The organism is Nonomuraea sp. GTA35 (assembly GCF_041950525.1).
Lineage (GTDB): Bacteria > Actinomycetota > Actinomycetes > Streptosporangiales > Streptosporangiaceae > Nonomuraea.
Map to the genome: position 1 here is coordinate 39,960 of NZ_JBGNUV010000028.1, position 21,433 is coordinate 61,392.

Below are 21,433 nucleotides of genomic sequence, written 5' to 3' on the forward strand. Positions count from 1 at the left end.
TTCGTTGTACGAATCAATTCGGAGGTGAACCCATGCCGGCGTCCCCCCGGCAGGTCGTGACGGCGCTCGTCACGACGGTCTTCGGCTACTCCCTGATGCAGACGGTCGTGGTGCCCGCGCTCGGCCTGCTCACCCGCGAGCTGCACACCACCCCGGCCTGGTCGGCCTGGATCCTCAGCGCGTTCCTGCTGTCCAGCGCGGTGCTCACCCCGCTGCTCGGACGGCTCGGCGACCTGTACGGCAAGCGCCGCGTGATGGTCGGCGTGCTCGCGGCGTACGCCATCGGCATGGCCGGCGCCGCGCTCGCCCAGGACATCGCCCAGCTCATCGCCGCCCGTGTTGTGCAGGGCGCGGCGCTGGCGGTTGTGCCGCTGTCCATGGCGATCCTGCGCGAGGCGCTGCCCGGAGAACGGCTGGCGTCCGCGATGGGCCTGGTGTCCGGCATCGTCGGCGCGGGGGCCGGAGCCGGGCTGGTGGTAGGCGGGCTGCTCGCCGACCGGCTGTCCTGGCGCTACCTGTTCGTCCTCGGCGGGCTGCTGGCCCTGATCAGCCTGGGCATGGTCGCGCGGTGGGTGCCTCGCGGCGAGCGCGTGGCCTCCGGCAGGCTCGACGTGCCCGGCTCGCTGCTGCTCGGCGCCGGCCTGGTCGCGGTGCTGCTCGCCCTCACCCAGGGACCCTCGTGGGGATGGTCCTCGGCACCGGTGCTGGGTCTGTTCGCGCTCGGGGTGCTGCTCGCGGGCGCGCTGCTGGTCGTGGAGCGGCGCAGGAGTGACGCGCTCATCGACGTCGCGGAGCTGACCGACCGGCCGATGCTGGCCACGCACCTGGCCGCGCTGCTGTTCGGCGCGGGATCGTACTTCTTCTACGTGGCGATCCCGCTGTTCGCCCAGCAGCAGCCCGGCCCGGACGGAGCAGGATTCGGCGCCTCGGTCACGGTCGCCGGCCTGCTGATGCTGCCCGGCATGCTGGCCATCATCCCGGCGGGCATGGCGGTCGGCCGGATCTCGCAGGCGTTCAGCTCCCGCTGGCCGCTGGCGATCGGGTTCCTGGCGATGGCCGCAGGATCAGCACTGATCGCCATGGCGCACGAAGCGTACTGGCATCACCTGGTGTTCTACGGGATGGTCGGCGCGGGGTCCGGACTCGTCATGGGGGCACTGCCCAAGCTGATCGCCGACATCGTGCCACCGGCCAGGACCGGCACCGCGAACGGGCTCAACAACATCGCCCGTACCGTCGGCGGCGTCGTCGGCAGCCAGCTCGCCGCCGCCGTGATCGCCTCCGGCAGCGGCGGGCGCGCCGTGGCCGTCCCCGACTCGGCCTTCACCGCCCTGTTCTGGCTTGCGGGAGGCGTGGCGGTCCTCGGGGTCGCGGTCTCACCGTACGCCGTGCGTGTCCTGCGGACGGTGACGGCATGACCATTTTCAGCGAACGCGAGCTGGCCTACCTGCGCTCCGAGCGGCTGCTGGGGCGCCTGGCCACCGTCAGCGCCGACGGCATGCCGCACGTCGTCCCCGTCGGGTGGTCCTTAGACGAGACCGACACACTCATCGAGATCGGCGGGCGCAACCTCGCCCACTCCAGGAAGTTCCGCGACGTCGCGCGCAACGGCCGCGCCGCGCTGGTCATCGACGACGTGCTGCCGCCGTGGCGGCCACGCGGCGTGGAGATCCGCGGCAGAGCCGAGGCGATCGACGGCGACCGGCCGCTGATCCTTCTGCGCCCGACACGGATCGTCAGCTGGGGCCTGCACAGCGGCGCCACTATCGAGGACACCTACCGCGTCCACGCCGCGGGACAAGCCGTCGACACCTGACTCATGGCCACGATCCGTGTCCATCAGCCGATGACCGGCGATCACCGCCCGCCACCGGCACAACATGCCCTCACCGGCTACCGCGCCTGCCTCCAGTGAGTGAATTCGAACGGAATCCGGCGCGAGCGCGTTCGGCAGAGGGAGAGCAGCGGCGGCTCGCTGATCTGCGGAACCTCATCAACGCTGGCTTACGTTCCAATCAGTAGCCAGTACTGACCCCCGACACCCATCAATGGCGGGAACGCCAGCGCGCCGCGGATGCCGAGGAGCAGGAGGCCGGGGAACGCGCGGACCCGTCGGTGTCCGACCCCACGCTGGCCATCCGCAGGAAGGCGACCGGGATCAGGGCGAAACCCGCCGCCATCAACCGGGAGGCCGAAGCGCGAGCAGCACCAGGCCGACCACCAGCGTGGTCAGCGCCGGGCTGGGATGAGCCAGAGCTCTGTCCGGGACCGGCGGTCAGGGCGTAGTTGAGTGCGAAGAGCATGGCGACGGCCAGCACGGCGCCGACCGTGTCGATCCCGCCCGCGGCGGCCCGGGCGTAGTACTACGTCACATGTAAGGCGGTGATCCCAGCGCCGGCCCGTACGTACACCCGGTTATCCGCGGGTAGCACGGCCAGTCCTTCCTCCTCGAAGACGAACTCGCGCGATTCCAGGCGGTCGATGAAGAAGAGCTCGCGGAGTTCGATCGACTCACCGAGGCCGAGGGTCCAGCGCCGTTGTCCCGTGATGGCATCGACCGCATGCAGCATGCCCTCCGAGGTGAGGGTGTAGACCACGTCGGCAGCGAGCACCGGTGTCCCGATCGCGTGGGAGTCGAGCCCATAGGTCCACCGGGTCTTCCCGGTGGCGGCCTCCATAGCATTGAGTGTGCGGCCCAGCACCGGTGGCGCACCGTGATCTGAGTGGTCCGCCTCATCCACGAAGTACAGCGTGCCGCCGGCTACCGCCACCGGTCCCGCGGGCCAGCGGTGATCGAGAAGGTGACGGATCCGTAGTTGGCCGTTGCGTGGGTCGAAGCCGGCCACACCGCCGCCGGAGGGGAATCCTGCCTCGGGCTCTCTCCAGGTGACGGGGAGCCACAGCAGGTTTTCTCCGAAGGCAGGATGGGCGCACCGGTCCAGATCCAGGACGCATTCGGTGCCGCACTCCAGCATTCCTGGGACGGTGAACGTCTGCCTGCCGGTACGGAGGTTCAGCGCTTCCAAACCGCCGTTCAACAAGGGGGCGTAGAGACCGCGGGCCGCGTAGGCCACGCCGCCTGCGATGGTCGGGGGCGTGGACAGCCATGTCTCGCCGGCTTTCCTGCTGGCCTTGCGTCGAGTGAGATCGGGCAGGTTCAGCAGGCGGGCGCCGGGACCGTGTAGCAGGAGCATGTCACCGGTCACCGTCGGGTGTCCGGTGACGTCGATGGACGGCAGGAGTTCACCGGTGCGCAGGTCATGGACGCGGAGCCGATCGCCGACCTCACCAATGAAGACCATTCCGTGCCCGGCGCCGATCGGTGCTTCGATCCCTCCAGGCCTGATCTCCTCAGCGTCGATGTCCTTGCTGTGGTCGTGCCGCCAGCGTTCCGCCCCGGTGGCCGCGTCGAAGGCGTAGACCAGGCCGCCAGTATCACTGACGACCAGCGTGCCGTCCACGAGCACCGGCGACTCCAGCACGGGATACTCCGTGGCGGCCCTCCAGGCGATCTCGGCCTGGTCCGGGAGCCCCGTCGCCTGGTAGACGCCGCTGCGCTGGTCGTCACCGAAATGCGCAAGGGCCATCTTCGCTACTGTTCTCGATCTGAGCTGCCGAAGGATCGGCCATCAACTTACCGTGAAGTTGCCCCCGGTTTGGTGGACACCTTGGTATCCCGAGAAGGACGAGCTGGCCCGGCTGCGCCGCGAGAACAAGATTCTCCGCCAGGAGAAGGAGATCTTGCGGCCTGCGGAAGCGTCTGTTGCCGATCAGGAGGCTCACCCCCGTGACAAGGGGTGCCGGTAAGAATCGTGTCTCACGGCCCAAACGAGCAGGTTCGCCGCAGCCACAGCGGCTGCGACACGGTGGCGGTCACTGCGGGGTCGTAGTCCAATGCGACCAGATGGCCGCGCTCGACCCATGACTCGTAGCCGACGTGCCGCCCCCGTGGTCGCTGACCAATACCAGCCAGGATAGTTGCGCTGCCCCTTGTACGACGGGAACGAGCGAACCGGCCGCGCCAGCGTCTCAACCTCCTCCGCCGGGCGACCCAACGGCACCCGTCGCTCGGTGCCGTCGCCGCTCAGATACACCGCCTCAAAGCCCTCAACTGGGGCGATAGCAGCCGTCATGATCAATACCCGGCGAGCTTCTCTGATGGCTGCAATACACAGAACTCGTTGTCGTCGGGGTCAGTGAGCACATACCAAGTCCAGCCGTCTTCCTCGACGGGATCGTCGGTGATGCGCCGCGCTCCCAAGGCCACCAGCCTGGCCATCTCTGCCTCCAGGTCAGGTACCCGCAGATCCAAATGCACCCGGTTCTTGGTCACCTTCGGCTCCGGAACCTGCTGCAACAGCAGCTCAACGCCGTTCCCTCCTGGGGGTAGGAGTCGCCGATAGCGCCCCGTCGAGCTTGACTCGGCGGTGTAGCCAAGTGCTCCGCACCAGAACGCTGCAGACCGGTCCAGATCGACACAGTCCAGGACCACCACCAGGACAACATCATCTCGCCCGCCAAAACGAGCCGGCCCACCAGTCATAGCGGCGCGCCACGCCAGTGCCGAACCTGGACGTAGTGAGTACGGATAGTCACCCGATCATCCTCGCCACATCAGATGAGAACTCGCCACCTGCTTCGCCAGATCGCCTGAGAACTCGCCACTTCGGCGGAGAACCCACACGCCCCACGGGACTGACGAGTAGCGGGACCGGCCTCTTTTCCGGGGCGGTTGCCGTGTCAATAAGCGATACCGCAGTTCAAGGCATGGTGTCGGCGCCGAGCTCGTTGCCGGCGAGGCCTTCGCGGCCGCCGCGGCGCACGACGTCGCCGCAGGTCAGCGAAACGGTTCGGAGCGCGCCGGACGCGGCTCCGCTATTGACAGTGCCGCACAGGCACCTCCTCAGTTGTCAGCGTTTAGCTGACATTCGTGTTTGTCAGCAATGGGCTGACAGCGAGAAGGGGAGGTGTCCATGGAGGACAAGACCGAGCCGACGTACGAGGACGCCCCGTACACCGAACAGTCCCTCGCCCAGCTGGCCCTGGCCGCCACCGCGCAAGACCTGGCCGACTCCCTGATCGGCTTCGTGGCGGTCTGGTCGGACTACAACCCGCGTCCGGTCGAGGACGCGGCCCGGTTCGTCCGGCGGGTCCAGGAACTGCTGGACCGCGCGGTGATCCTGGAGAAGGTCGGCGGCGCCTCGTGGGAGGACATCGGGGACACCCTGGCGATCACCAAGCAGTCCGCCCACACCAAGTTCCGCCAGGTTGTCGAGGAGTGGGAAGAGGCGGTCAAGCCCCCGATCGTCACCGATGAGATGCACGGGATCAGCGGCGGGCTGGAGACGCGCACCTACAACCGGATGCCGGCGGGCACCTCGACGCCGGATGAGACGGCCGCCTACCTGGACAAGTGGGCGCTCGCGCACGCCCAGGCCGACGGTCGCGACGTCGGCGAGCGTCTGGTGTCCGGCGGGCTGGCCCGGATGACGCCCCTGGTCGAGATGATGAGCTTGTCGAGCGGCCCGCTGTTCGACGAGTTCGCCTCTCCGCCCCCGCACCTCCTGGCAGAGATCAGCGAGCGGGAAGCCGTCCTGTGGGAGCGCCTCGCAGCGGGCCCGCGCCCCTCGCGGGACGTCAAGAAGCACGCCGCCGAGGCACGCCAGAAGGCCGCCACCTACCGGGCCCAGGACGCCCACACCAAGTCGATCGCCGAGACCCAGACCCCGGACCAGCACGCCGCCGAGCACGAACGGCGCTGGCCCAAGAAGATCTGGGGCCCGTACCGGACCTTTCCCGACCTGGCCACCGCGCGCGACTGGTGCGCCCACTGCAACGTCTGGATCGGCACTGTCACCACCGAAGCCGATGGCCCGTCGTCATGACCGCGATCGGCCACTGAGTACGACGGGGATGGATTAACAATCGCGTTGTTCTGCTCTGCGGGCGGCGACCTGGTCGTTGACTGCTGCCTCCATGCTGGTCAAACGCGTCTGGACCTCGCCGAACTGTTCGTCCAGGCGCGTACGCAGCTGTTCCAGCGCGGTGGTGGGAGGCGGAGCCAGGTAGACGTGCGTGGTGGGCCGTCGGTGGATGCCTCGCAGGGCGAACACCGACAGCAGGCAGACGCCCACTCATCAGTCGTTGGCGGCGGTGAAAAGGATGATGAAATCGACCAGCTTGGAGACCTCGTTGGCGATCACTGGCAGTCGCTCCGCGGAGTCGCGCCAGCGGGGCATGTCACCGCGCACCCAGTAGCGGCGCGCCAGATGCAGGTGGTCGGTATAGCGGGAGTTGAGCGTGACGATCTCCCGCCGGTGATGACGGAGTCCTTCGTCCAGGCCACCGCCGATCGGAGCTCTTTGATGGAGCACCGCAAGAGCGTGCATCGCCTTGCCCGTGGTCATGACCTCGTTGACCAGGTCGTCCGGGATCGGTATACCGACGGTGCCATCCAGCAGCCGGATGTCGTCACGGGCTCGCCTCGCGATGCCGTAGAGGATCACGCAGGCCAGGGCACAGACGACTGTGCCCAGCGCGGCGATCCACCAGAAGCCGGTGCCGATGCAGACCGCGATCAGGATCGGCGGTGGCAGCCACAGCGGGCGGGCCGCGGCCATCGCCCGGGTATGACGGGACGTCAGACGGACCGCCCTGCACTGTTCGTCGCGATCCGTGTCCGGTGCGTCGCGAATGATGCGGTCGGCGTCCGGGCCGGTGCGGAACGGGAAGTAGCGGGCGGCCCGCTCGGTGCGCCCGGTGCTCGGCGTCATAATGGTCATTGTCCTGCCCGCGTCCGCGAAACGACAGGGATTTCCCGTACCTCGGCGATCATATGGAGCAGGTCATGGCGAGTCCGGCATGGTGGGCGTATGCGGCGACATGAGCAGCGGGCACACGCGGCGAGCGAGCTGACGCTCCTCGGTAACACTCTGTACACCCAAGGTGACATGCTCGGCGCGGTCATCGCCTACCGCAGGGCGGCTCGCCTGGCTCCGCCTGCCATGCGTGCGGCGGTCGGGCTTATGCTCGGGCTGGTGCTGGCCGAGCTGGGCGACTTACGTGCCGCGCAGCGAGTTCTGCGCCGGGCCGCGAGGGCAGAGGACCAGATCATCGCTGGCAGAGCACGAAGGACGCTGACGCTGATCACCAGCGACCACCTCCTCAGCCCGCCGGAGAACCTCGTACGGGCGCCCGACATCGAACTCCTCGATCGGCTGGCTCGTGAGACGACGCTGGCGGACGACCGGCCGGAACCTGGAACCCCACGGAATGGCCGCTCGTGACCCTGCCTGCCGCCATCCGACCGTGACCCGCCTCCCGCCAGCGTCCGGGGCCGACCGTCAGCTCAAGCGGCCCGATGGCCGCCTGCGGTCAGCAGGTGGCGCAGGGCGCGGGCAGTCGGGGAGCCCTCGTCCGCAGTGATGAAGACGACCTGCTGCTCGTCGTCGGGCACCCAGATCCCGAACCAGCATGCCAACGAGCACGAACGGCGCTGGCCCAAGAAGATCTGGGGGCCGTACCGGGTGTTCTGACCTGGCCACCGCGCGCGACTGGTGCGCCCACTGCAGGTACGGCCGGAGTACGTCAGAACCACACCGTCTGTAGGCGTCTTGCCTGGCGTCAGCGCGTGCGTCGTCGGGCTGCGGGGTCGTGTTCGGCAGTGATGCGGGCGGAGGTCTCCTCGCCGAGACGGACGTAGTGGCCGAGGCTGGATAGGTGCTGGTGGCGAGACTTGGCCTGCAGTTCGGGGGCGGTGCGGCCGGCTGCGGCCAGGTGGGCCAGCGCGCTGTGCCGGAGCTGGTGCAGGGTCCAGCCGTCGCCGTGCGGGTCGAGCTCGGCGGAGGCGGTCTTGAACAGGTGCTCCGCGCGCGGGTAGGACAGCCGGCCGCGGCCGGTGATGGGGCAGATGTCGGCGGCTGCGGGAGCCCTTCGTCCGGAGGCGAGGGCGCGTTGGTCGGTCAGGAAGACCGGCCCGGTCCGCCGTCCTTTCAGCAGGCGGGGCAGGAGGAGGGCGGTGGCGGTGGCCCAGTGCACGTACTCGAGCGCGCCGCCTTTGGAGACGACGCGGGCGCGCCGGTACTCCAGGTCGAGGTCCCCGACGTCGAGGGAGAGGATCTCCTCGGCCTAGCTGCCGTTTCGTAGAGGAGCCGCCAGAGCACACGCTCACGAAGTGCGTGCCGGTCGTCGGCGAACAGCGCCTCCAGCCGGGCGGCCGGGAGGGCCCGGTCGCCGCGGCGTACGGCGGTGCGCTGGGTCAGGCGGCGGGCGGGGTTGGTCTCCAGGAGGTCCTGGTGCTGGGCCCAGGTGGTGAAGGAGACCAGCGCGGACAGGTGCCGGTTCCAGGTGGCGGGCGCCACCTCGCTCCAGCGATCCATGACCGCGGCGTAGTCCTCGCAGGTCAGCTCGGCGACCGGCCGGCCGCCGAGCAGGGCGGCCAGGCGGGTGAGGGTTCTGGCGTAGGTGTGGCGGGTGGTCGCCGTCCGCAGGGAGGCGAGGAAGCGCTCGACGGCGACCGCGATTCTGATGTCCGGCCCGGCGGGCTCGCTCGGCCCGGCGGGGTTGTTGGGCGGGCCGGGCGGGTGTGACTGGGAAGGATCATTCCCTGTCACTCGCAGATGCCGCGATGCGCCGGCGTGAGCGGCGGTACGCCACCCCTTCCCTGCGCAGCCTTCCAGATTGACATCGCTAGCTATTTCAGTCATGTTTGAAATTACTAGCTATCTTGTAGGGAGCGGGCCATGGAACACGTGACCTTCAACAGCGTCGGCACCCGCTGCGCGGGTGATCTCTACCTGCCTGAGGCGAGCGACCCGGTCCCCGGGCTGGTGCTCGGGCACAGCGGGGTGATGGTCAAAGAGGCGCTGGCGTTCTTCGCGCCGCACTTCGTGAAGGCCGGCTTCGCGGTGCTGGCCATCGACTACCGCACGGTCGGTTCCAGCGAAGGCGAGCCGCGCGGCCTGGACTACCCGGAGCGGCAGGTGGAGGACTTCCGCAGCGCCGTGTCCTACCTGCAGACCCGCCCCGAAGTGCAGCCGGAGCGGATCGGGGTGTGGGGGGTGAGCATCGGCGGCTCGGTGGCGGCCCAGGCCGCCGTACTCGATCGGCGCATCAAGTGCGTCGTCGTGCAGAGTCCGAGCGTGTGGAACGGATGGCGGTACCTGGAACGCCTCCTGGGCCGCGCCGGTGTCCACGCGCTGCGCGACCAACTGCAGCAGGACTGGCAGCGGCGCTACGAAGGCGGGCAGAGCGCCCGCGTGCCGCACCTGACGCTGGAGGGCGACAGCGTGAAGGACACCCCGGACATGTCCACCCGCCTGTTTCCCACCTACCGCAACGAGAAGACCCTCGACTCAGCCGAGCACCTGCTCACCTTCGCACCGGAGAACCTCATCCACCGGCTCGCGCCGACACCGCTGCTGATGATCGCCAACGGCGGCTGGGACCCGTACCACATGCTCGAAGAGGCGCAAAGCGCCTTCGCCAAGGCGGGCGAGCCCAAGCGGCTCGCGGTGCTGCCCTACGACGTGCTCGGCCTCTACACCGGCCCGGGCCTGGAAGAGGCGACGGCGCTCGCGATCGACTGGTTCGACCTCTACCTGCGCAGGACCCGGCTCGCGGACATCACCCCGACACCCACCTACGAGTCGGTGGCCGCCATGACACAGTGAACCGGCACACGATCAACAACGGAGGACGCGACCATGAGCACTGAGGAACAGCAGGACCGGCTGCTCCGCTGGGTGGAACGGGTGGCAGCATTCTGCGTCGAGGAGTGGGGGCTGCCGCCCATCACCGGACGCATCCTCGGCTGGCTCATGATCTGCGATCCGGCCGAGCAGTCCGCCGGCCAGATCGCGGACGTGATCCAGGCCAGCCGGGCCTCACTCACCTCGAACATGCGCTTCCTCACGGCCATCGGCCTGGTCAAGAAGGTGAGAAGGCCCGGCGATCGCGTCTCCTACTACCGCATCGAAGACGACGCCTGGCAGAAGGTCATCCAGCGCAAGCTCGAAAGCCTGAGCGCGTTCGGCGAGATCGCCGACGAAGGGCTCGACATCGCGGGCGGCGAGGGACACCGCACCGAGCGCATCAAAGCCGCCCACGACTCCCTGACGTGGCTGCAGAACCTCGCGGCCCGTCATCCGCTACGCCGTTAAGGAACCCCCATGCACCACTGGCAACCCAAGCTCGGGCTGATCCAGGAAACGCTGCTGCTCACTCTCCACGCCAGAGCCCTGGACGCCGGGCGGCCCAGCCCCATCCTCGGCGACACGCTCTCCGCCGAACTGGCCCGCAGAATCGATTACGACTTCGGCAAGCTGAAGGTCAAGCCCAACCTCGTCCTCACCACGGCACTGCGCGCCAAGAAGCTCGACGGCGTCGTCCGCGCCTACGTCGCCGCTCATCCCGGATGTGTGGTGCTCGACCTGGGCTGCGGCCTGGACACCAGGATGTTCCGCTGTGATCCCCCGCCCGGCGTCGACTGGTACGACATCGACTTCCCGGAAGTGGTGGACCTGCGATCCGAATGCCTGCCCGGCCGCTCCCACCTGGTCGGAGCCGACCTCACCGGCTCCGACTGGCTCTCCGCCATCCCCGGTGACCGGCCGGCGATGATCGTCGCCGAAGGGCTGCTCCCCTTCATGCCCGGCGACTCCTTCCAAACGATGACCCACGCGCTGACCGGCCATTTCCCTTCGGGCGAACTCGCACTCAACGGCTACACCCGCTTCGCCGCCTGGGCCATGAAGTACCACCCGACCATCAAGGCACTCGGCATCAAAGCCGCCCAGGGCTTCGACGACCCACACGAACCCGAGTCCTGGGACGCCGGCCTCCAACTGATCGAGGAGCAGATCCTCACCCGCGCTCCGGAAACAGCCCGGTTCCCGCAACCCCTGCGCGCGCTGACCCGTCTCACCGCCCACAGCACGGCCTTGTCCCGGCAAGGGGCACGCATTCTCCGCTACCGGTTCTGAGCGCGTGCGGGCGGCGGTGGCGACAAGCGGCGTTCCTTCAGCATGTGGACGTGCCGCCGTGATGAAACGGAAACGTACGCGAGAGCGCCCGCTGAGATCGCGCGTTATCAGTGACCTGGGCGAACGGGCCTTGACGTACGTTCCCATCGCTATCTTGGGTTATTGATCTCTTCTCGCAGGTCAGAGCGATATGATCTTGTCTGGCACGTAAGGCACGTTGACCGGCCCCGGCCTGGCCACCGCACGTGACTGGAGGTCCGATCTTCCAGCGCCGCATGCATGACCATGGAGCCTGGGCCGCTCGATCGGCCCGGCGGTTTCGTCGCGCCCCGCGGTGTTCGCCGGGGCGCGGGCAGCGCCTGCCGGACCCAGGGTGGGAAGGTCGCCCCGAAGTACCACACACCGCGCTTCATGCTGGTGCCGCAACTGCGGGCCGAGCTGGAGGTGCGCACGCCTGTCGATCGCGGGCCGGGCCGGGCCTGATGGCGGGCCCGGCACGTGAGGCCGCTGTCGCCGGTGCCGGGGCCAGGCCGACCAGGGTCGGCTATGCCCGGTGCAGCACCGTGCAACAGGAACTGCAGAGCCATCTGGACGCCCTGGAGGCGGCGGGATGCGAGCCGATCTTCTCCGAGAAGATCAGCACGCGCGTGAAGATACGGCCTGAGTCGCTAAGGCCATGGAATACGCCCGCACGATCAAGACCGCCGTCCCGCACCAGCGGGTGATCTTCACGGTGCATGAGATGAAGCGCCTGGGCCGCGGCGCGGCCGAGCTGCTCACTATCGCCGAAGAGCTGCGTCGGGCCGATATCCAGCTGGAGCTGCTGACTGGCCCGTTGCAGGGGGTGTACGACCCGTCCGGGCACGGCGCGGCGTTGTTCGCGTTCTTCGCCGGGATGGCCGAGTCCGAACGTGTATACATCCGGGAGAAGTCTCTCGAGGGCCAGGCTTCAGCCCGCGAGCGCGGCCGCCACGGCGGCCGGCCGAAGGTGTTCAACGACGACATGGTCGCTTTTGCACGCAGCCTGCGTGAGCGCGGGGTCCCGGTGCCGGAGATCGCCTCCAAACTGGTCATCTCCACGGGCAAGAACAAGGGGCGTCACCCGTCGTTGGCCAGCGTCTGCCGAGCGCTGGCCGAGGGCGCCGGGCCCGGCGCCTGGCTGCGTAGCCTCAGGCCTCAGCTGCTTGGAGAGGCCGCTGTCCTTGGTCAAGGTGTCCCGGCGCGGCGCACCATGGCCCAGCTGCCCCAGCCGGCTTCGGACTGCACCGCGCTCCAGGCGCCACCCAGCGCGGTGATGACGGTGGGCGTGTCCAGGAACAGCGGCCCGTCGGCGCTCAGTTGGTTGGCCCAGATCAGCACGCCGCCGGGGCCATCACCCGGGTGATCTCAGCGGGGAACAGCAACGCGTCGACCAGGGCGACGGCGGCGATCGACCCGGTGGCCAGCGGGAGCTGGGCGGCGTCGGCCTGCAGGTAGGACACGGCGCTGCGGAAGTCCTCCACCTGCCGCTGCGGGTAGTCCAGGCCGCGCGGCTCGCCTTCGCTGGAACCGACCGTGCGGTAGTCGATGGCCAGCACCGCGAAGCCGGCCTTCACGAAGTGCGGCGCGAAGAACGCCAGCGCCTCTTTGACCATCACCCCGCTGTGCCCGAGCACCAGCCCGGGGACCGGGTCGCTCGTCTCAGGCAGGTAGAGATCACCCGCGCAGCGGGTGCCGACGCTGTTGAATGGGGGCAGCCCAAGTACGAGAGAAAGGGATAGTCATGTCGCTGACCAGGGAGTTCGGGGCGAGAAACCGGCGGACAGCCGTTGGCGCCGAGAACGATCTTGATTGCAGGGAGCTGAGGCTGTTCTTGGTTGCGAAGCTTCCTTAGCTCGTTGCCCGGTCCCGGCGGCGGCGTGCGGCGCGGATCTCGGTGTCGGCGACCTTGTCGTCGAGCAACGCGTACAGCTGCGTCGTCTCAGTGGAGGTGTGGCCGAGGCGGCGGCGGACGGCCTCGATGGAGACGCCAGCGTTGAGTTCGGTGGCGTGGGCGTGGCGCAGCTGGTGGATGTCGATCTCGACGCCAGCCTGCGCGCAGTAGCTCTGCCAGCGGTGGTGGGCGGCGTCGTAGGACAGCGGGCCGCCGCGGCCGTTGATGGAGGCGCGAAACAGCGGCCCGGCGGTGTAGCCGGCGCGGGTCAGGTAGAGCTTGAGCAGGGTGACGTAGCCGCGGTCGTCCAGCAGCACGGTGCGGACGCTGCCGCCCTTGCCGTGGATGCGGACGTGTTCGTCGTCCAGGCGCAGGTCCAGATCCTCAACGTACAGCCCGCACACCTCCGAGGCGCGGGCGCCGCACACGTAGGCGGTCTCAAACAGCACCCGATCCCGCAGCCGGTCCAACGGCAGGTCGTTACGCGGCCGCCGCGAGCAGATCAGCGCCAGCACCTTGGCCACGTCGGCGGCCGCGGCCGGACGGGGCAGGGCTTTCGGGACCTTGACGGTGTCGATGCGGTCCATCGGGTTGGCGGCCAGCAGGTCGTGGCGGACGGCCCACTTGGCGAAGGAGGCGATGGCGGCGCGCTTGCGCTTGCGGCTGGCCGGCGACAAGTCGGCGAGCCCGGCCAGATAGGCGCGGACGGGCGCGGCGGTCAGCTCGGCGAGGTCCTCGCCGTGGTGGGCGGCGAAGGCGATCAGGTCGCCGCGGTAGGCCCGCCGGGTATGCGGGGAGGCGCCGGCGTTGGCCAGGTCGGTGAGGAAGTCGTCGAGATGGCGGGCGAGCGGGTGTGTGCAGCCGAGCTGCTCAGTGATGACCGGATCCACCGTGCCGACCTCCACCGTCCGCCGAGTTGCCAGATAACCGGGAAATGAAGCCTGCGCGCCGGACGACAACAGGGGTCGACTTCGACCCGCACTGGTACCGGCACACCACCGCCACCAGACTTTGCGCGATGGGGTGCCCGTCGAGGTCGTCTCCAAGATTCTCGGGCACGCCTCGGTGACCACAACTGTCACCACATATGGCCACCTCACCGCAGAGGATGCCCGCAAGGCCCTGGAGGCCGCAGGTGTCGGCGTACAGCTAGACATGCACAGGTACGTACACGTAGACGTGCAAGGCGGAGGTAGGCGGGCCAAGCGGCCGTTGTGATAGATGAGGCCACCACTCAGACCCGATCAACGGGTGTTTGTGTCACCGATCCAGCAGGCGCTGAATGTCCTCAAGGAGTTTCGTGTCAGCGGCCAGATGCGCCTCGGCGTTGTCGAACAGCGCGTCGGCCAGCGGCGACAGCCCCGCCTTCGCCTCTCGACCCACGGTGATCCCCGCGCGCAGACCCTCCAGCGCCCGGGCGGACTCCGCCACCAACTCCCGCGCCTCGCCCGAATCCAGCAACGCATGCCAGCGCAGCGCCAGCGCGAAGTCAGACTTGGTGGAGTGCGGAGGTGCGGACAGCGCCTTGCGCAGCAGGTCACGTAGTGTGCGCCGGCCCTCGGGCGTGATCGCGTACACACGGCGCAGCCGGTCGCCGGTCCGCTCCTCCGCATGCGTCTCGGCCAGCCCTTCGGCCTCCAGCTTGGCCAGGGCGTGATAGACCGACCCGGGCTTCACATCGGTCCACTGCTCCAGCGCCCCGGTCGTGACGAGCTGATTGATCTCGTATCCGTGGCGCGGCCCCTCATCGAGTAGCCCCAGGACGAGCATCCGGGTCGACGACACACAAACCCCTCTCCACGATAGTCAAGCTTGACCATATCAGTCGTCCCATGCTCAGATAGTCAAACTAAATTATTCAATCTGGAGGATAAGCATGTTCTTCCTCTCATGGCGGATGGACGCGCTCGTTCGCGCGTACACGCGGCTCAGCAGATTCAGCGGCGCGGTGCTCGTCGCCCGCGGGAACCGGCGGATCTTCGCCAAGGGGTACGGCAGCGCCGACCACGAGCGTGCCGTGCCCAACACGACGCGCACGGCGTTCAGGATCGGCTCCCAGACCAAGACCTTCACCGCGATCGCGATCCTGCTCCTGCAGGAGCAGGGCAGGCTGCGGATCGCCGACCCGATCAGCCACCATCTGCCCGGTTACCCGCACGGCGACGCGATCACGCTGCACCACCTGCTGACCAACACCTCCGGTATCCCCGACTACGTCACGGCCGAGGGCTTCACCCGCATCATGGGAACGCCACGCACCAGAACGGCGCTCATCGCCGACTTCAAGGACCAGCCCCTGCTGTTCGAACCGGGGGCGCGGATGAGTTACAGCAACTCGGGATGGATCCTGCTCGGGGAGGTGATCGAGCGGGCGTCCAGTCTCACCTACGGCGAGTACGTCCGCAAGCACATCTTCGCCCCGCTGGCCATGGAGCACACCGGCCTGACCGACGACCCTTCTGTCGAAGGACACGCCATCGGCTACAAGGCTGGCGACGGCCGGCTCAGCCGCACCCCGTACCTGCACAACTCCAACCAAGACGCCGCTGGGGCCCTGCACTCGTCAGCCGAAGACCTGCACCGCTGGAACCGCGGCCTGCCCCGCCTGCTACGTCCCGACTCGCTCGAGGAACTCACCAAGCCGCACGTCATGGCCGACGGGATCGGCTACGGCTACGGCTGTGCGGTACGCGACGACCGCGTCGAGAGCTCCGGCGGCACCATCGGCTTCGTCAGCATCTCGGCACACCACCGGCGCGACGACCTCTTCGTTACCGTGCTGGCCAACATCGAGAACGCCGCGTTCACCGAGCTCGAGACCGCCCTCGCGGCGATCGCCCGCGGCGAGGCGTACGAGCCGCCCAGCCGCCGGGCCTTCGTCACCCTCGACCCGGCCGCCCTCGACCGGTACACCGGCCGTTACACGATGCGGCACATGGGGCGCATCTCCACAATGGACATCACGCGCGAGGATCACCGGCTGATGGTGGAGGTACACGGGCTGACCAAGACCGAACTGCGACCCATGTCCGAAACCCGTTTCTTCGCCAGGATGAAGGGCGAGGTCGAGTTGGACTTCCTCGCGTCCGGCGAGGTCGCACTGAACTGGGCGGGCCACGACGTCATCGCCCACCCCACCGCCTGATCTTTGCTCACCTCGCAGGGGACACGCCGTCCTCCGGCAAGGCTGGGACAACGGTGACAACGCTCGTGCGCAAACTGAACGCCCGGGCACCTCCAGCCGCGTCACCGCAGGTGCCCTGCGCGCAACGCTTGTACTTCTGCCCGTACCCGGTTCTGTGCTTCTACCTGTACGCCGACAGCAGGCTGGTTCACGGATCGGGAAGTTCGGCTGCGACCTTCCCGACTCCCTCCGATGGCACTGTCTCTCCCACACGTCGCCGGCCGAGGGCGAGGGCTCTCCAGGAGCAGCCGAGACCGCAGTGGGACCGCGAGCATGGACACGATCTCTGGCGCATGCGCGACCTGGGCCTTGACGGTCGGAACGTCTCGATCATCTCCTTCGTCAACATCGCCCAGCCGTGGCTGCGGGACTTGGCCAAGCGGTGGGCTCGGTGGCGGCTGTCTTCCGGCTGATGCCGGTCACGGCCGTCCTGGGCGTTCGAGCGGTCACCCGATTCGGCCGGTTCCTGGCCATGTCGACGCCGCCGGTCGAACGGCTCGACCAGGTGGACCGGACGCTCCTGGAGCGCTACCTGGCCTTTCTGCACAGCGAGCTCCGCCATACCAAGACGATCAGGAATCACCTGATCGGCCAGCTCAACCTGTTCTTGGGACGCCGAACACCCGCTACACCCGTCCCAGCGCAGCAGTGACGCCTCGCTGCTAATTAGGAGGGCGGTCCGTCAGAGCGGGTCGTTGACACGCCGTTGCCGGCACACAGGTCAGGCGGGGTCCCACGATGCGGCAGCGAGTGCTCACGTGGGGGCGGAGCACGATCGCGCCCTCCGGATCGGGGGTTGGCGGGCCCTGCTCCGACGTCGTGACCGGCAGCGGCCACCGGCCATAAGCCTGAAACTGACCAGGTTTTGGTGTGCAGCTTGGCGACTTGGTCGCGCTTGTTGCCGCCGGCCTCGCATCTCCCGGGATTGATGCCTCGTGCCAGGCGTGATGACGTTCACGTGCTGTCGATGACCGGCCTTTAGGAGCTGTGTGGCTGTGGTTGACATCCCGTGCCGCCGATTCTCGTGCGGGCGGCGATACAGCAGCCGGAAACGAATCAGGGCCCGCACCCTGTGAAGGTGCGAGCCCTGCCGTGGCGCTATTTCGTCAGGCGGCAACGATGTTCTCGGCCTGCGGGCCCTTCTGGCCCTGGGTGACATCGAAGGCCACCCTCTGGCCATCGCGCAGCTCGCGGTAGCCGCCCTGAGAGACGATGTTGGAGTAGTGCGCGAAGACGTCGGCGCCGCCGCCGTCCTGCTCGATGAAGCCGAAGCCCTTTTCCGCGTTGAACCACTTCACGGTGCCAGCAGCCATGTTGATCTCCTCTTGATAGGTGCAAAGCCGAAATCCGCACTGCACGAATTCCGCGTCGCCGAGATAGGCCCACACCCGGAGAAGACCGGTAAACAAAAAATGCACCTGAGGCTACATACCGTCAGGTGCACACAAGTTCTTTATGGGTACCACAACTGCAACTACGCCTAACCTAGCACACGTGCACGCGTGGTACGCGTACCCCGGCCGTATTCGCGGTGAACAACCGTCCGGGGGAGGTCGGCAACTCGGCCGAGGTCTGCGCCATGGCGGCCGTGCTTGTCACGGTGATCGACCGGATCGCGCCGCGCCGCGGCTGCCGGGCCGCGCTGCTCACCGCTGGCGAGGTCGTCGCCGACGGCGGTCCGGGCGATAACAACCCGGATGCCGTCGCGGTGGTGGCCGTGGCCCGGGTGGGCCGGGACACCGCGGTGGGCTGGTGTGGCGATGCGCGGATCTACGGTTTCGATGGCGAGCGGCTGCGCTTCTCTGAACCAAGAGCCTGCTGACAAAGGATTTGGTCGCTGAGGCCGGGCCAGGGATGCCCTGGTCGAGCCCCCATCTTCGAGCGATACACCCGGTGGCGGGCAAGAGACGTGCGTACGCAAAATCGGTTGCTCAGGTCGTCATGATGGTGGCATGACGTGGACAGCACCCGACGTGGAGCGGGGACCTCGGACGGACATGGCCTGTGGCGAACGCGAGATGCTGGACAACTGGCTGAAGCTCCGCCGGGTGTTCCTGCTGCGCAAATGCGCCGGCCTCACCTCTGAGCAACTGAAGACCGCCTCCGTGGAGCCGTCCAACCTGACGCTGCTCGGCCTCCTGCGACACATGACGGAAGTCGAGCGCTGGTGGTTCCGGGAGAAGTTTCTGCACGAAAACTGGCCCGAGCTGCACATCACGGAGGAGTACGAAGACGGCGACTTCGACCTGGTGGCCGACGCCGACGCCGAAGCGGACTACGCCACCTTCCTCGCGGAGACGGCTGCCTGCGACGCCGCGGTTGCGGACATCGACCTCGATGAGCTGGCCGACGACCCCCGGGCGCCGACCGGCAAGGTCAGCCTCCGCTGGATCTACATTCACCTTCTGGAGGAGTACGCGCAGCACACCGGGCACGCCGACTTGATCCGGGAGCGCATCGATGGGGCCGCGGGAGCGTAGCGGCTGTTCCGGCATCACCGGTATCTAGTTCCTAGCATCTCACCGACGTACCCACTGATCATCTGAGCGGTGGTTAGCCATAGCTCCAGGACTCCGAGCCGGCGAGAAGTGGAGGGGCCACCGTCACTCGCGTCCCCAAGTCCCACACGGTCAGAGTGGGGGTTCAGAACTACGGCTGATCGGCCCACTGATCGGCAGCGTTCTGGGGTCCTTCCTTCCCCGTGGCCGACTACTGGCGTCCGAACCACCCGAGCAGCACACAAAGGGTGGCACCGCGAAGGGCCCGGCCCAAGAGATTCGGGCCCTTCGCTCGAGTGAGGCTTACCAGCCGTTCATGTGCCGCATGCCGCCCGTGGAGTGGCGGACGCCGCTGCCAACGCTGGGGGTGTGGGGGTACCAGCCGCCGGTGTCGCTTCGTGTCGTCATGATCGCGAGCATGCCAGGTGTGGGCGGAATGGGGCGATGCCGTGCAGGCCCGAGCGCGGGCGGCGGGTTACGCGGTCTCCTCGCCGTGGCCTTCCTCTACCTCTCGCAGGTCGGCCAGGTTCACGATCTCCTGAAGCTTGTGGAGTCGGTAGTAGCCGGGCACGTCGATGGCCTGCCCGTTCCTGGTGACGCGATACCACACCTCGCCCGACATCGCCTTGCCCACGGGCGCGTGGAACAGGTTCACGAACACCATGTCCCCGGCGTCCCCGGCGTCCCCGGCGTCCCCGGCGTCCCCGGCGTCCCCGGCGTCCCCGGCGTCCCCGGCGTCCCCGGCGTCCCCGGCGTCTCCGGCGATCTCGGCCCGCTCGAACTGGTAGTGCGCATAGAGCTCGATCGTGACCTCGTCCACCGGGATCGCCCGAGGCCGCCGGGCCTTGGCGAACGCCCCGTTGGCGTTCAGCCGCCGCCGAACGTGGACGTGCGGACCCTCGTGCCGGCAGCCCAGCGCCCGAGAATCGGGCACGTTATTGCGAATATGAGGTAACGATCTCCGGATGATCCTGCAGAGGGAGGTGATCGTCCGCCGTCCTAGCAGAGGTAGATATGCGAGGGCCTGGGCGAGACCTGCCTCCAGCGGAGTGGGAAATCTCAGACAAGCCAACTGCCTCGGGGTAGGGCGGACCCGAGTGGTCGATCTACAGGCCCAGGCCGGACTCCAGGTGTGCCAGCGCCGTGTCGATCTCGGCGGGCCCGTCCATATCGGGATCTTGTGCCCATTGGAGCCAGACCATGGCCACGACCCCGACGGCAGCACCGATGGCGTTGCGTATACGCGGGTCGTCCGCGGCACATCCGGCCTTGTCCGCCACGATTTCGCCGACCTCGCGGATCACACCCGGACTCTTGCGCAGGTTGGCCACCAGCAGTTCGGGCACGGTGGCCGCGAACACCTCTCGTGCGTGTCCCGCGGCGATCTCTTCAGCGGACAGGGCGGCGAACGCCGTGCGGAATGCGCCGCGCAGCACGGCGACCGGTGGGCCCGGCGGCTGAGCGGCCAGGGCCTCGACGAGAGGCGGAAAGCGATCGAGCGTGACCAGGTGCTCCTTCGTCGGAAAGTAGCGGAAGAAGGTCGCGGGGGAGACCTCGGCGGCCGCGGCGATCTGCTCGACGGTGGTGGCGTTGTAGCCGCGCTCATGGAAGAGCCTGAACGCTTCGCGCAGGATCGCCTCCCGGGTCTTGGCCTTCTTGCGTTCGCGTAGCCCGCTGTCACTCATGCACCAAATTTTATCGCCCACACAAATGATGGTGTACTCTCACAAGATAGTCAGCTCTCAAATTTTCTGGTGTAACGGAGGTGGCCCGTTATGGGCGACGACATCACCGGCCTGCATCACGTCGGGCACATCGTGCAAGACATGAACCAGGCGATGGAGCGGTACCGCCAACTCGGCTTCACCATGCCGGCACCCGCCTATCCCGCCCTCCCGCGCGTCGCGGGAGGCCACGCCGAACCGTTCGGCGTGGCCAACACCCATGTGTATTTCCCCCGCAACTTCATCGAACTGGTAGCCGTCATCGACGACACCGGCCGCATGCCCGGCGAAGCCCGCCCCATCCCGCTGCAGGTGCCCGACGACAAGCTGCCGGGGCTGATAGCGGCCATCCACGCCACCGCCGCCAACATCGCGTCCTTGCTCCAGCGTTTCCAGGGCCTTCACATCATGATCGCCGATACGCCAGACATCGACAGCGTCGCCGCGCGACTGACCGCCGCTGACGTCAGCCACGGCGGCGTGCACGCCATCCAGCGACCCGTCGAGACCAGCACCGGGACCAAGATGGAGCCCGCCCGCTACCTGGAGATCTCCCATCCCCATCTCCCTGCCGGGCGGGTGCCGGAAGGCAGGATCGGATTCGCCGAGAACACTCCGGTCGAGGCACTGGAGGACGAGCAACACACCGACCATCCCAACGGCGCCACCGGGCTGGTCGGATGCGTGCTGTGCGTCGCCGACTCGGCGTTGCCCGAGCTCGAGCACCGCTACGGCACCTACTTCGGCCAGGCACGGGACGGCCAGGTGACGCGTTTCGACCAGGCGAACATCACCATCGTGGCCGCATCGGCGCTCGCCAGCCTGCTGCCAGGTGAACGCCCGGCGGCCCTGCCGGCGTTCGTCGCCTGCACGGTGTCCGTACGCGACATCGCCGCCACCGAGCGGCTCTTGCACGACAACGACATCCCGGTCACCCACACCGGTACCGGAGAGATGTTCGTGCCCGCCAACGCCGCCCTAGTATTACAACAACACTTCGTTAGTGTATGATCTTTGCTGTGTCTGAGTCGGTGACTGCGGAAGACCTGCATGCCTGGCTGGCAGGGTTTGATGAGCTGTTCGCGCGGGTGGCCGGACGGTTCGGGCGGGTGGAGCCGCGCCGTCGGGCGCGG

General features: G+C 68.0%; 26 protein-coding genes. 15 read left to right on the forward strand and 11 right to left on the reverse strand.

Translation table 11 applies throughout. The features are described from left to right. The first annotated feature begins 32 nt into the window (after positions 1-32). Together ACBJ32_RS57015 and ACBJ32_RS57020 are read left to right on the forward strand one after the other, a co-directional pair. A complete protein-coding gene (locus ACBJ32_RS57015) occupies positions 33-1,418 on the forward strand; it encodes an MFS transporter (RefSeq protein WP_375133983.1) in 1,386 nt (461 codons plus the stop codon). Continuing rightward, positions 1,415-1,816, forward strand: coding sequence for a PPOX class F420-dependent oxidoreductase (locus ACBJ32_RS57020; protein WP_375133984.1), 402 nt, complete (start codon positions 1,415-1,417; stop codon positions 1,814-1,816). Before ACBJ32_RS57015 ends, ACBJ32_RS57020 begins: the two co-directional genes overlap by 4 nt. Before the next feature lie 547 nt (positions 1,817-2,363). On the opposite strand, the gene ACBJ32_RS57025 is transcribed toward ACBJ32_RS57020, so the two are convergent. Next, a complete protein-coding gene (locus ACBJ32_RS57025) occupies positions 2,364-3,587 on the reverse strand; it encodes a PQQ-binding-like beta-propeller repeat protein (RefSeq protein WP_375133985.1) in 1,224 nt (407 codons plus the stop codon). Positions 3,588-4,135: 548 nt separating this feature from the next. Next, complete coding sequence (locus ACBJ32_RS57030) at positions 4,136-4,495, reverse strand: VOC family protein (RefSeq protein ID WP_375133986.1); 360 nt, start codon at positions 4,493-4,495, stop codon at positions 4,136-4,138. Between the two features lie 478 nt (positions 4,496-4,973). Here ACBJ32_RS57030 and ACBJ32_RS57035 point away from each other — a divergent pair, with 478 nt between their 5' ends. Beyond that, a complete protein-coding gene (locus tag ACBJ32_RS57035; RefSeq protein WP_375133987.1) occupies positions 4,974-5,885 on the forward strand; it encodes a hypothetical protein in 912 nt (303 codons plus the stop codon). A 252-nt stretch (positions 5,886-6,137) separates the two neighbouring features. Here the strand turns inward: ACBJ32_RS57035 and ACBJ32_RS57040 are convergent, their stop codons facing one another. Then, positions 6,138-6,773 carry a hypothetical protein gene (locus ACBJ32_RS57040; RefSeq protein ID WP_375133988.1) on the reverse strand — a complete coding sequence of 212 codons (636 nt, stop codon included), beginning with the start codon at positions 6,771-6,773 and terminating at the stop codon, positions 6,138-6,140. A 99-nt stretch (positions 6,774-6,872) separates the two neighbouring features. Here ACBJ32_RS57040 and ACBJ32_RS57045 point away from each other — a divergent pair, with 99 nt between their 5' ends. Next, positions 6,873-7,286, forward strand: coding sequence for a tol-pal system YbgF family protein (locus ACBJ32_RS57045; protein ID WP_375133989.1), 414 nt, complete (start codon positions 6,873-6,875; stop codon positions 7,284-7,286). 337 nt (positions 7,287-7,623) lie between these two features. Here the strand turns inward: ACBJ32_RS57045 and ACBJ32_RS57050 are convergent, their stop codons facing one another. Further along, positions 7,624-8,088 carry a tyrosine-type recombinase/integrase gene (locus tag ACBJ32_RS57050; RefSeq protein WP_375134005.1) on the reverse strand — a complete coding sequence of 155 codons (465 nt, stop codon included), beginning with the start codon at positions 8,086-8,088 and terminating at the stop codon, positions 7,624-7,626. Then, on the reverse strand, positions 7,992-8,612 hold the full coding sequence (gene xerC, locus ACBJ32_RS57055) for a tyrosine recombinase XerC (RefSeq protein ID WP_375133990.1): 621 nt from the start codon (positions 8,610-8,612) through the stop codon (positions 7,992-7,994). The genes ACBJ32_RS57050 and xerC overlap by 97 nt, the downstream gene beginning before the upstream one ends. Positions 8,613-8,741: 129 nt before the next feature. Here xerC and ACBJ32_RS57060 point away from each other — a divergent pair, with 129 nt between their 5' ends. From ACBJ32_RS57060 to ACBJ32_RS57085, 6 genes are all read left to right on the forward strand, one after another. After that, positions 8,742-9,671, forward strand: a complete 930-nt coding sequence (locus ACBJ32_RS57060; protein ID WP_375133991.1) for an alpha/beta hydrolase — start codon at positions 8,742-8,744, stop codon at positions 9,669-9,671. A 33-nt stretch (positions 9,672-9,704) separates the two neighbouring features. Next, positions 9,705-10,160, forward strand: a complete 456-nt coding sequence (locus ACBJ32_RS57065; protein ID WP_219520053.1) for a GbsR/MarR family transcriptional regulator — start codon at positions 9,705-9,707, stop codon at positions 10,158-10,160. 9 nt (positions 10,161-10,169) lie between these two features. Next, positions 10,170-10,982 carry a class I SAM-dependent methyltransferase gene (locus tag ACBJ32_RS57070; protein WP_375133992.1) on the forward strand — a complete coding sequence of 271 codons (813 nt, stop codon included), beginning with the start codon at positions 10,170-10,172 and terminating at the stop codon, positions 10,980-10,982. A gap of 279 nt (positions 10,983-11,261) precedes the next feature. Beyond that, complete coding sequence (locus ACBJ32_RS57075; RefSeq protein ID WP_375133993.1) at positions 11,262-11,465, forward strand: hypothetical protein; 204 nt, start codon at positions 11,262-11,264, stop codon at positions 11,463-11,465. Next, positions 11,465-11,707 carry a recombinase family protein gene (locus ACBJ32_RS57080; protein ID WP_375133994.1) on the forward strand — a complete coding sequence of 81 codons (243 nt, stop codon included), beginning with the start codon at positions 11,465-11,467 and terminating at the stop codon, positions 11,705-11,707. Before ACBJ32_RS57075 ends, ACBJ32_RS57080 begins: the two co-directional genes overlap by 1 nt. After that, a complete protein-coding gene (locus ACBJ32_RS57085; protein WP_375133995.1) occupies positions 11,659-12,366 on the forward strand; it encodes a recombinase family protein in 708 nt (235 codons plus the stop codon). Before ACBJ32_RS57080 ends, ACBJ32_RS57085 begins: the two co-directional genes overlap by 49 nt. Here ACBJ32_RS57085 and ACBJ32_RS57090 read toward each other — a convergent pair. The 3 genes from ACBJ32_RS57090 to ACBJ32_RS57100 form a co-directional block, all read right to left on the reverse strand. Beyond that, positions 12,335-12,718: an alpha/beta hydrolase gene (locus ACBJ32_RS57090; RefSeq protein WP_375134006.1), complete on the reverse strand. Its 384-nt coding sequence runs from the start codon at positions 12,716-12,718 to the stop codon at positions 12,335-12,337. The two genes, ACBJ32_RS57085 and ACBJ32_RS57090, sit on opposite strands and share 32 nt — an antisense overlap. 133 nt (positions 12,719-12,851) lie before the next feature. Further along, positions 12,852-13,784 carry a tyrosine-type recombinase/integrase gene (locus tag ACBJ32_RS57095; protein WP_375133996.1) on the reverse strand — a complete coding sequence of 311 codons (933 nt, stop codon included), beginning with the start codon at positions 13,782-13,784 and terminating at the stop codon, positions 12,852-12,854. Between the two features lie 370 nt (positions 13,785-14,154). Beyond that, positions 14,155-14,679, reverse strand: coding sequence for a PadR family transcriptional regulator (locus ACBJ32_RS57100; protein ID WP_375133997.1), 525 nt, complete (start codon positions 14,677-14,679; stop codon positions 14,155-14,157). A 91-nt stretch (positions 14,680-14,770) separates the two neighbouring features. Here ACBJ32_RS57100 and ACBJ32_RS57105 point away from each other — a divergent pair, with 91 nt between their 5' ends. Further along, positions 14,771-16,039, forward strand: coding sequence for a serine hydrolase (locus tag ACBJ32_RS57105; protein WP_375133998.1), 1,269 nt, complete (start codon positions 14,771-14,773; stop codon positions 16,037-16,039). 430 nt (positions 16,040-16,469) lie between these two features. Next, complete coding sequence (locus ACBJ32_RS57110) at positions 16,470-16,730, forward strand: hypothetical protein (protein WP_375133999.1); 261 nt, start codon at positions 16,470-16,472, stop codon at positions 16,728-16,730. Positions 16,731-17,184: 454 nt separating this feature from the next. Here the strand turns inward: ACBJ32_RS57110 and ACBJ32_RS57115 are convergent, their stop codons facing one another. After that, entirely contained in the window at positions 17,185-17,391 is a 207-nt protein-coding gene (locus ACBJ32_RS57115) for a cold-shock protein (RefSeq protein ID WP_375134007.1), read from the reverse strand. 218 nt (positions 17,392-17,609) lie between these two features. Between ACBJ32_RS57115 and ACBJ32_RS57120 the strand changes: the two genes are divergently transcribed. Continuing rightward, on the forward strand, positions 17,610-17,900 hold the full coding sequence (locus tag ACBJ32_RS57120) for a hypothetical protein (RefSeq protein WP_375134000.1): 291 nt from the start codon (positions 17,610-17,612) through the stop codon (positions 17,898-17,900). A gap of 196 nt (positions 17,901-18,096) precedes the next feature. After that, on the forward strand, positions 18,097-18,558 hold the full coding sequence (locus tag ACBJ32_RS57125; protein WP_375134001.1) for a DinB family protein: 462 nt from the start codon (positions 18,097-18,099) through the stop codon (positions 18,556-18,558). A gap of 493 nt (positions 18,559-19,051) precedes the next feature. Here the strand turns inward: ACBJ32_RS57125 and ACBJ32_RS57130 are convergent, their stop codons facing one another. Together ACBJ32_RS57130 and ACBJ32_RS57135 are read right to left on the reverse strand one after the other, a co-directional pair. Beyond that, complete coding sequence (locus tag ACBJ32_RS57130; RefSeq protein ID WP_375134002.1) at positions 19,052-19,510, reverse strand: hypothetical protein; 459 nt, start codon at positions 19,508-19,510, stop codon at positions 19,052-19,054. Between the two features lie 172 nt (positions 19,511-19,682). Beyond that, positions 19,683-20,261 (reverse strand): TetR family transcriptional regulator, encoded by a 579-nt coding sequence (locus ACBJ32_RS57135; protein WP_375134003.1) that lies wholly within the window; start codon positions 20,259-20,261, stop codon positions 19,683-19,685. A 90-nt stretch (positions 20,262-20,351) separates the two neighbouring features. Here ACBJ32_RS57135 and ACBJ32_RS57140 point away from each other — a divergent pair, with 90 nt between their 5' ends. After that, the gene (locus ACBJ32_RS57140; protein ID WP_375134004.1) at positions 20,352-21,311 is read left to right on the forward strand and encodes a VOC family protein; all 960 of its coding nucleotides are present in this window, start codon (positions 20,352-20,354) and stop codon (positions 21,309-21,311) included. The last annotated feature ends 122 nt before the right edge of the window (positions 21,312-21,433 follow it).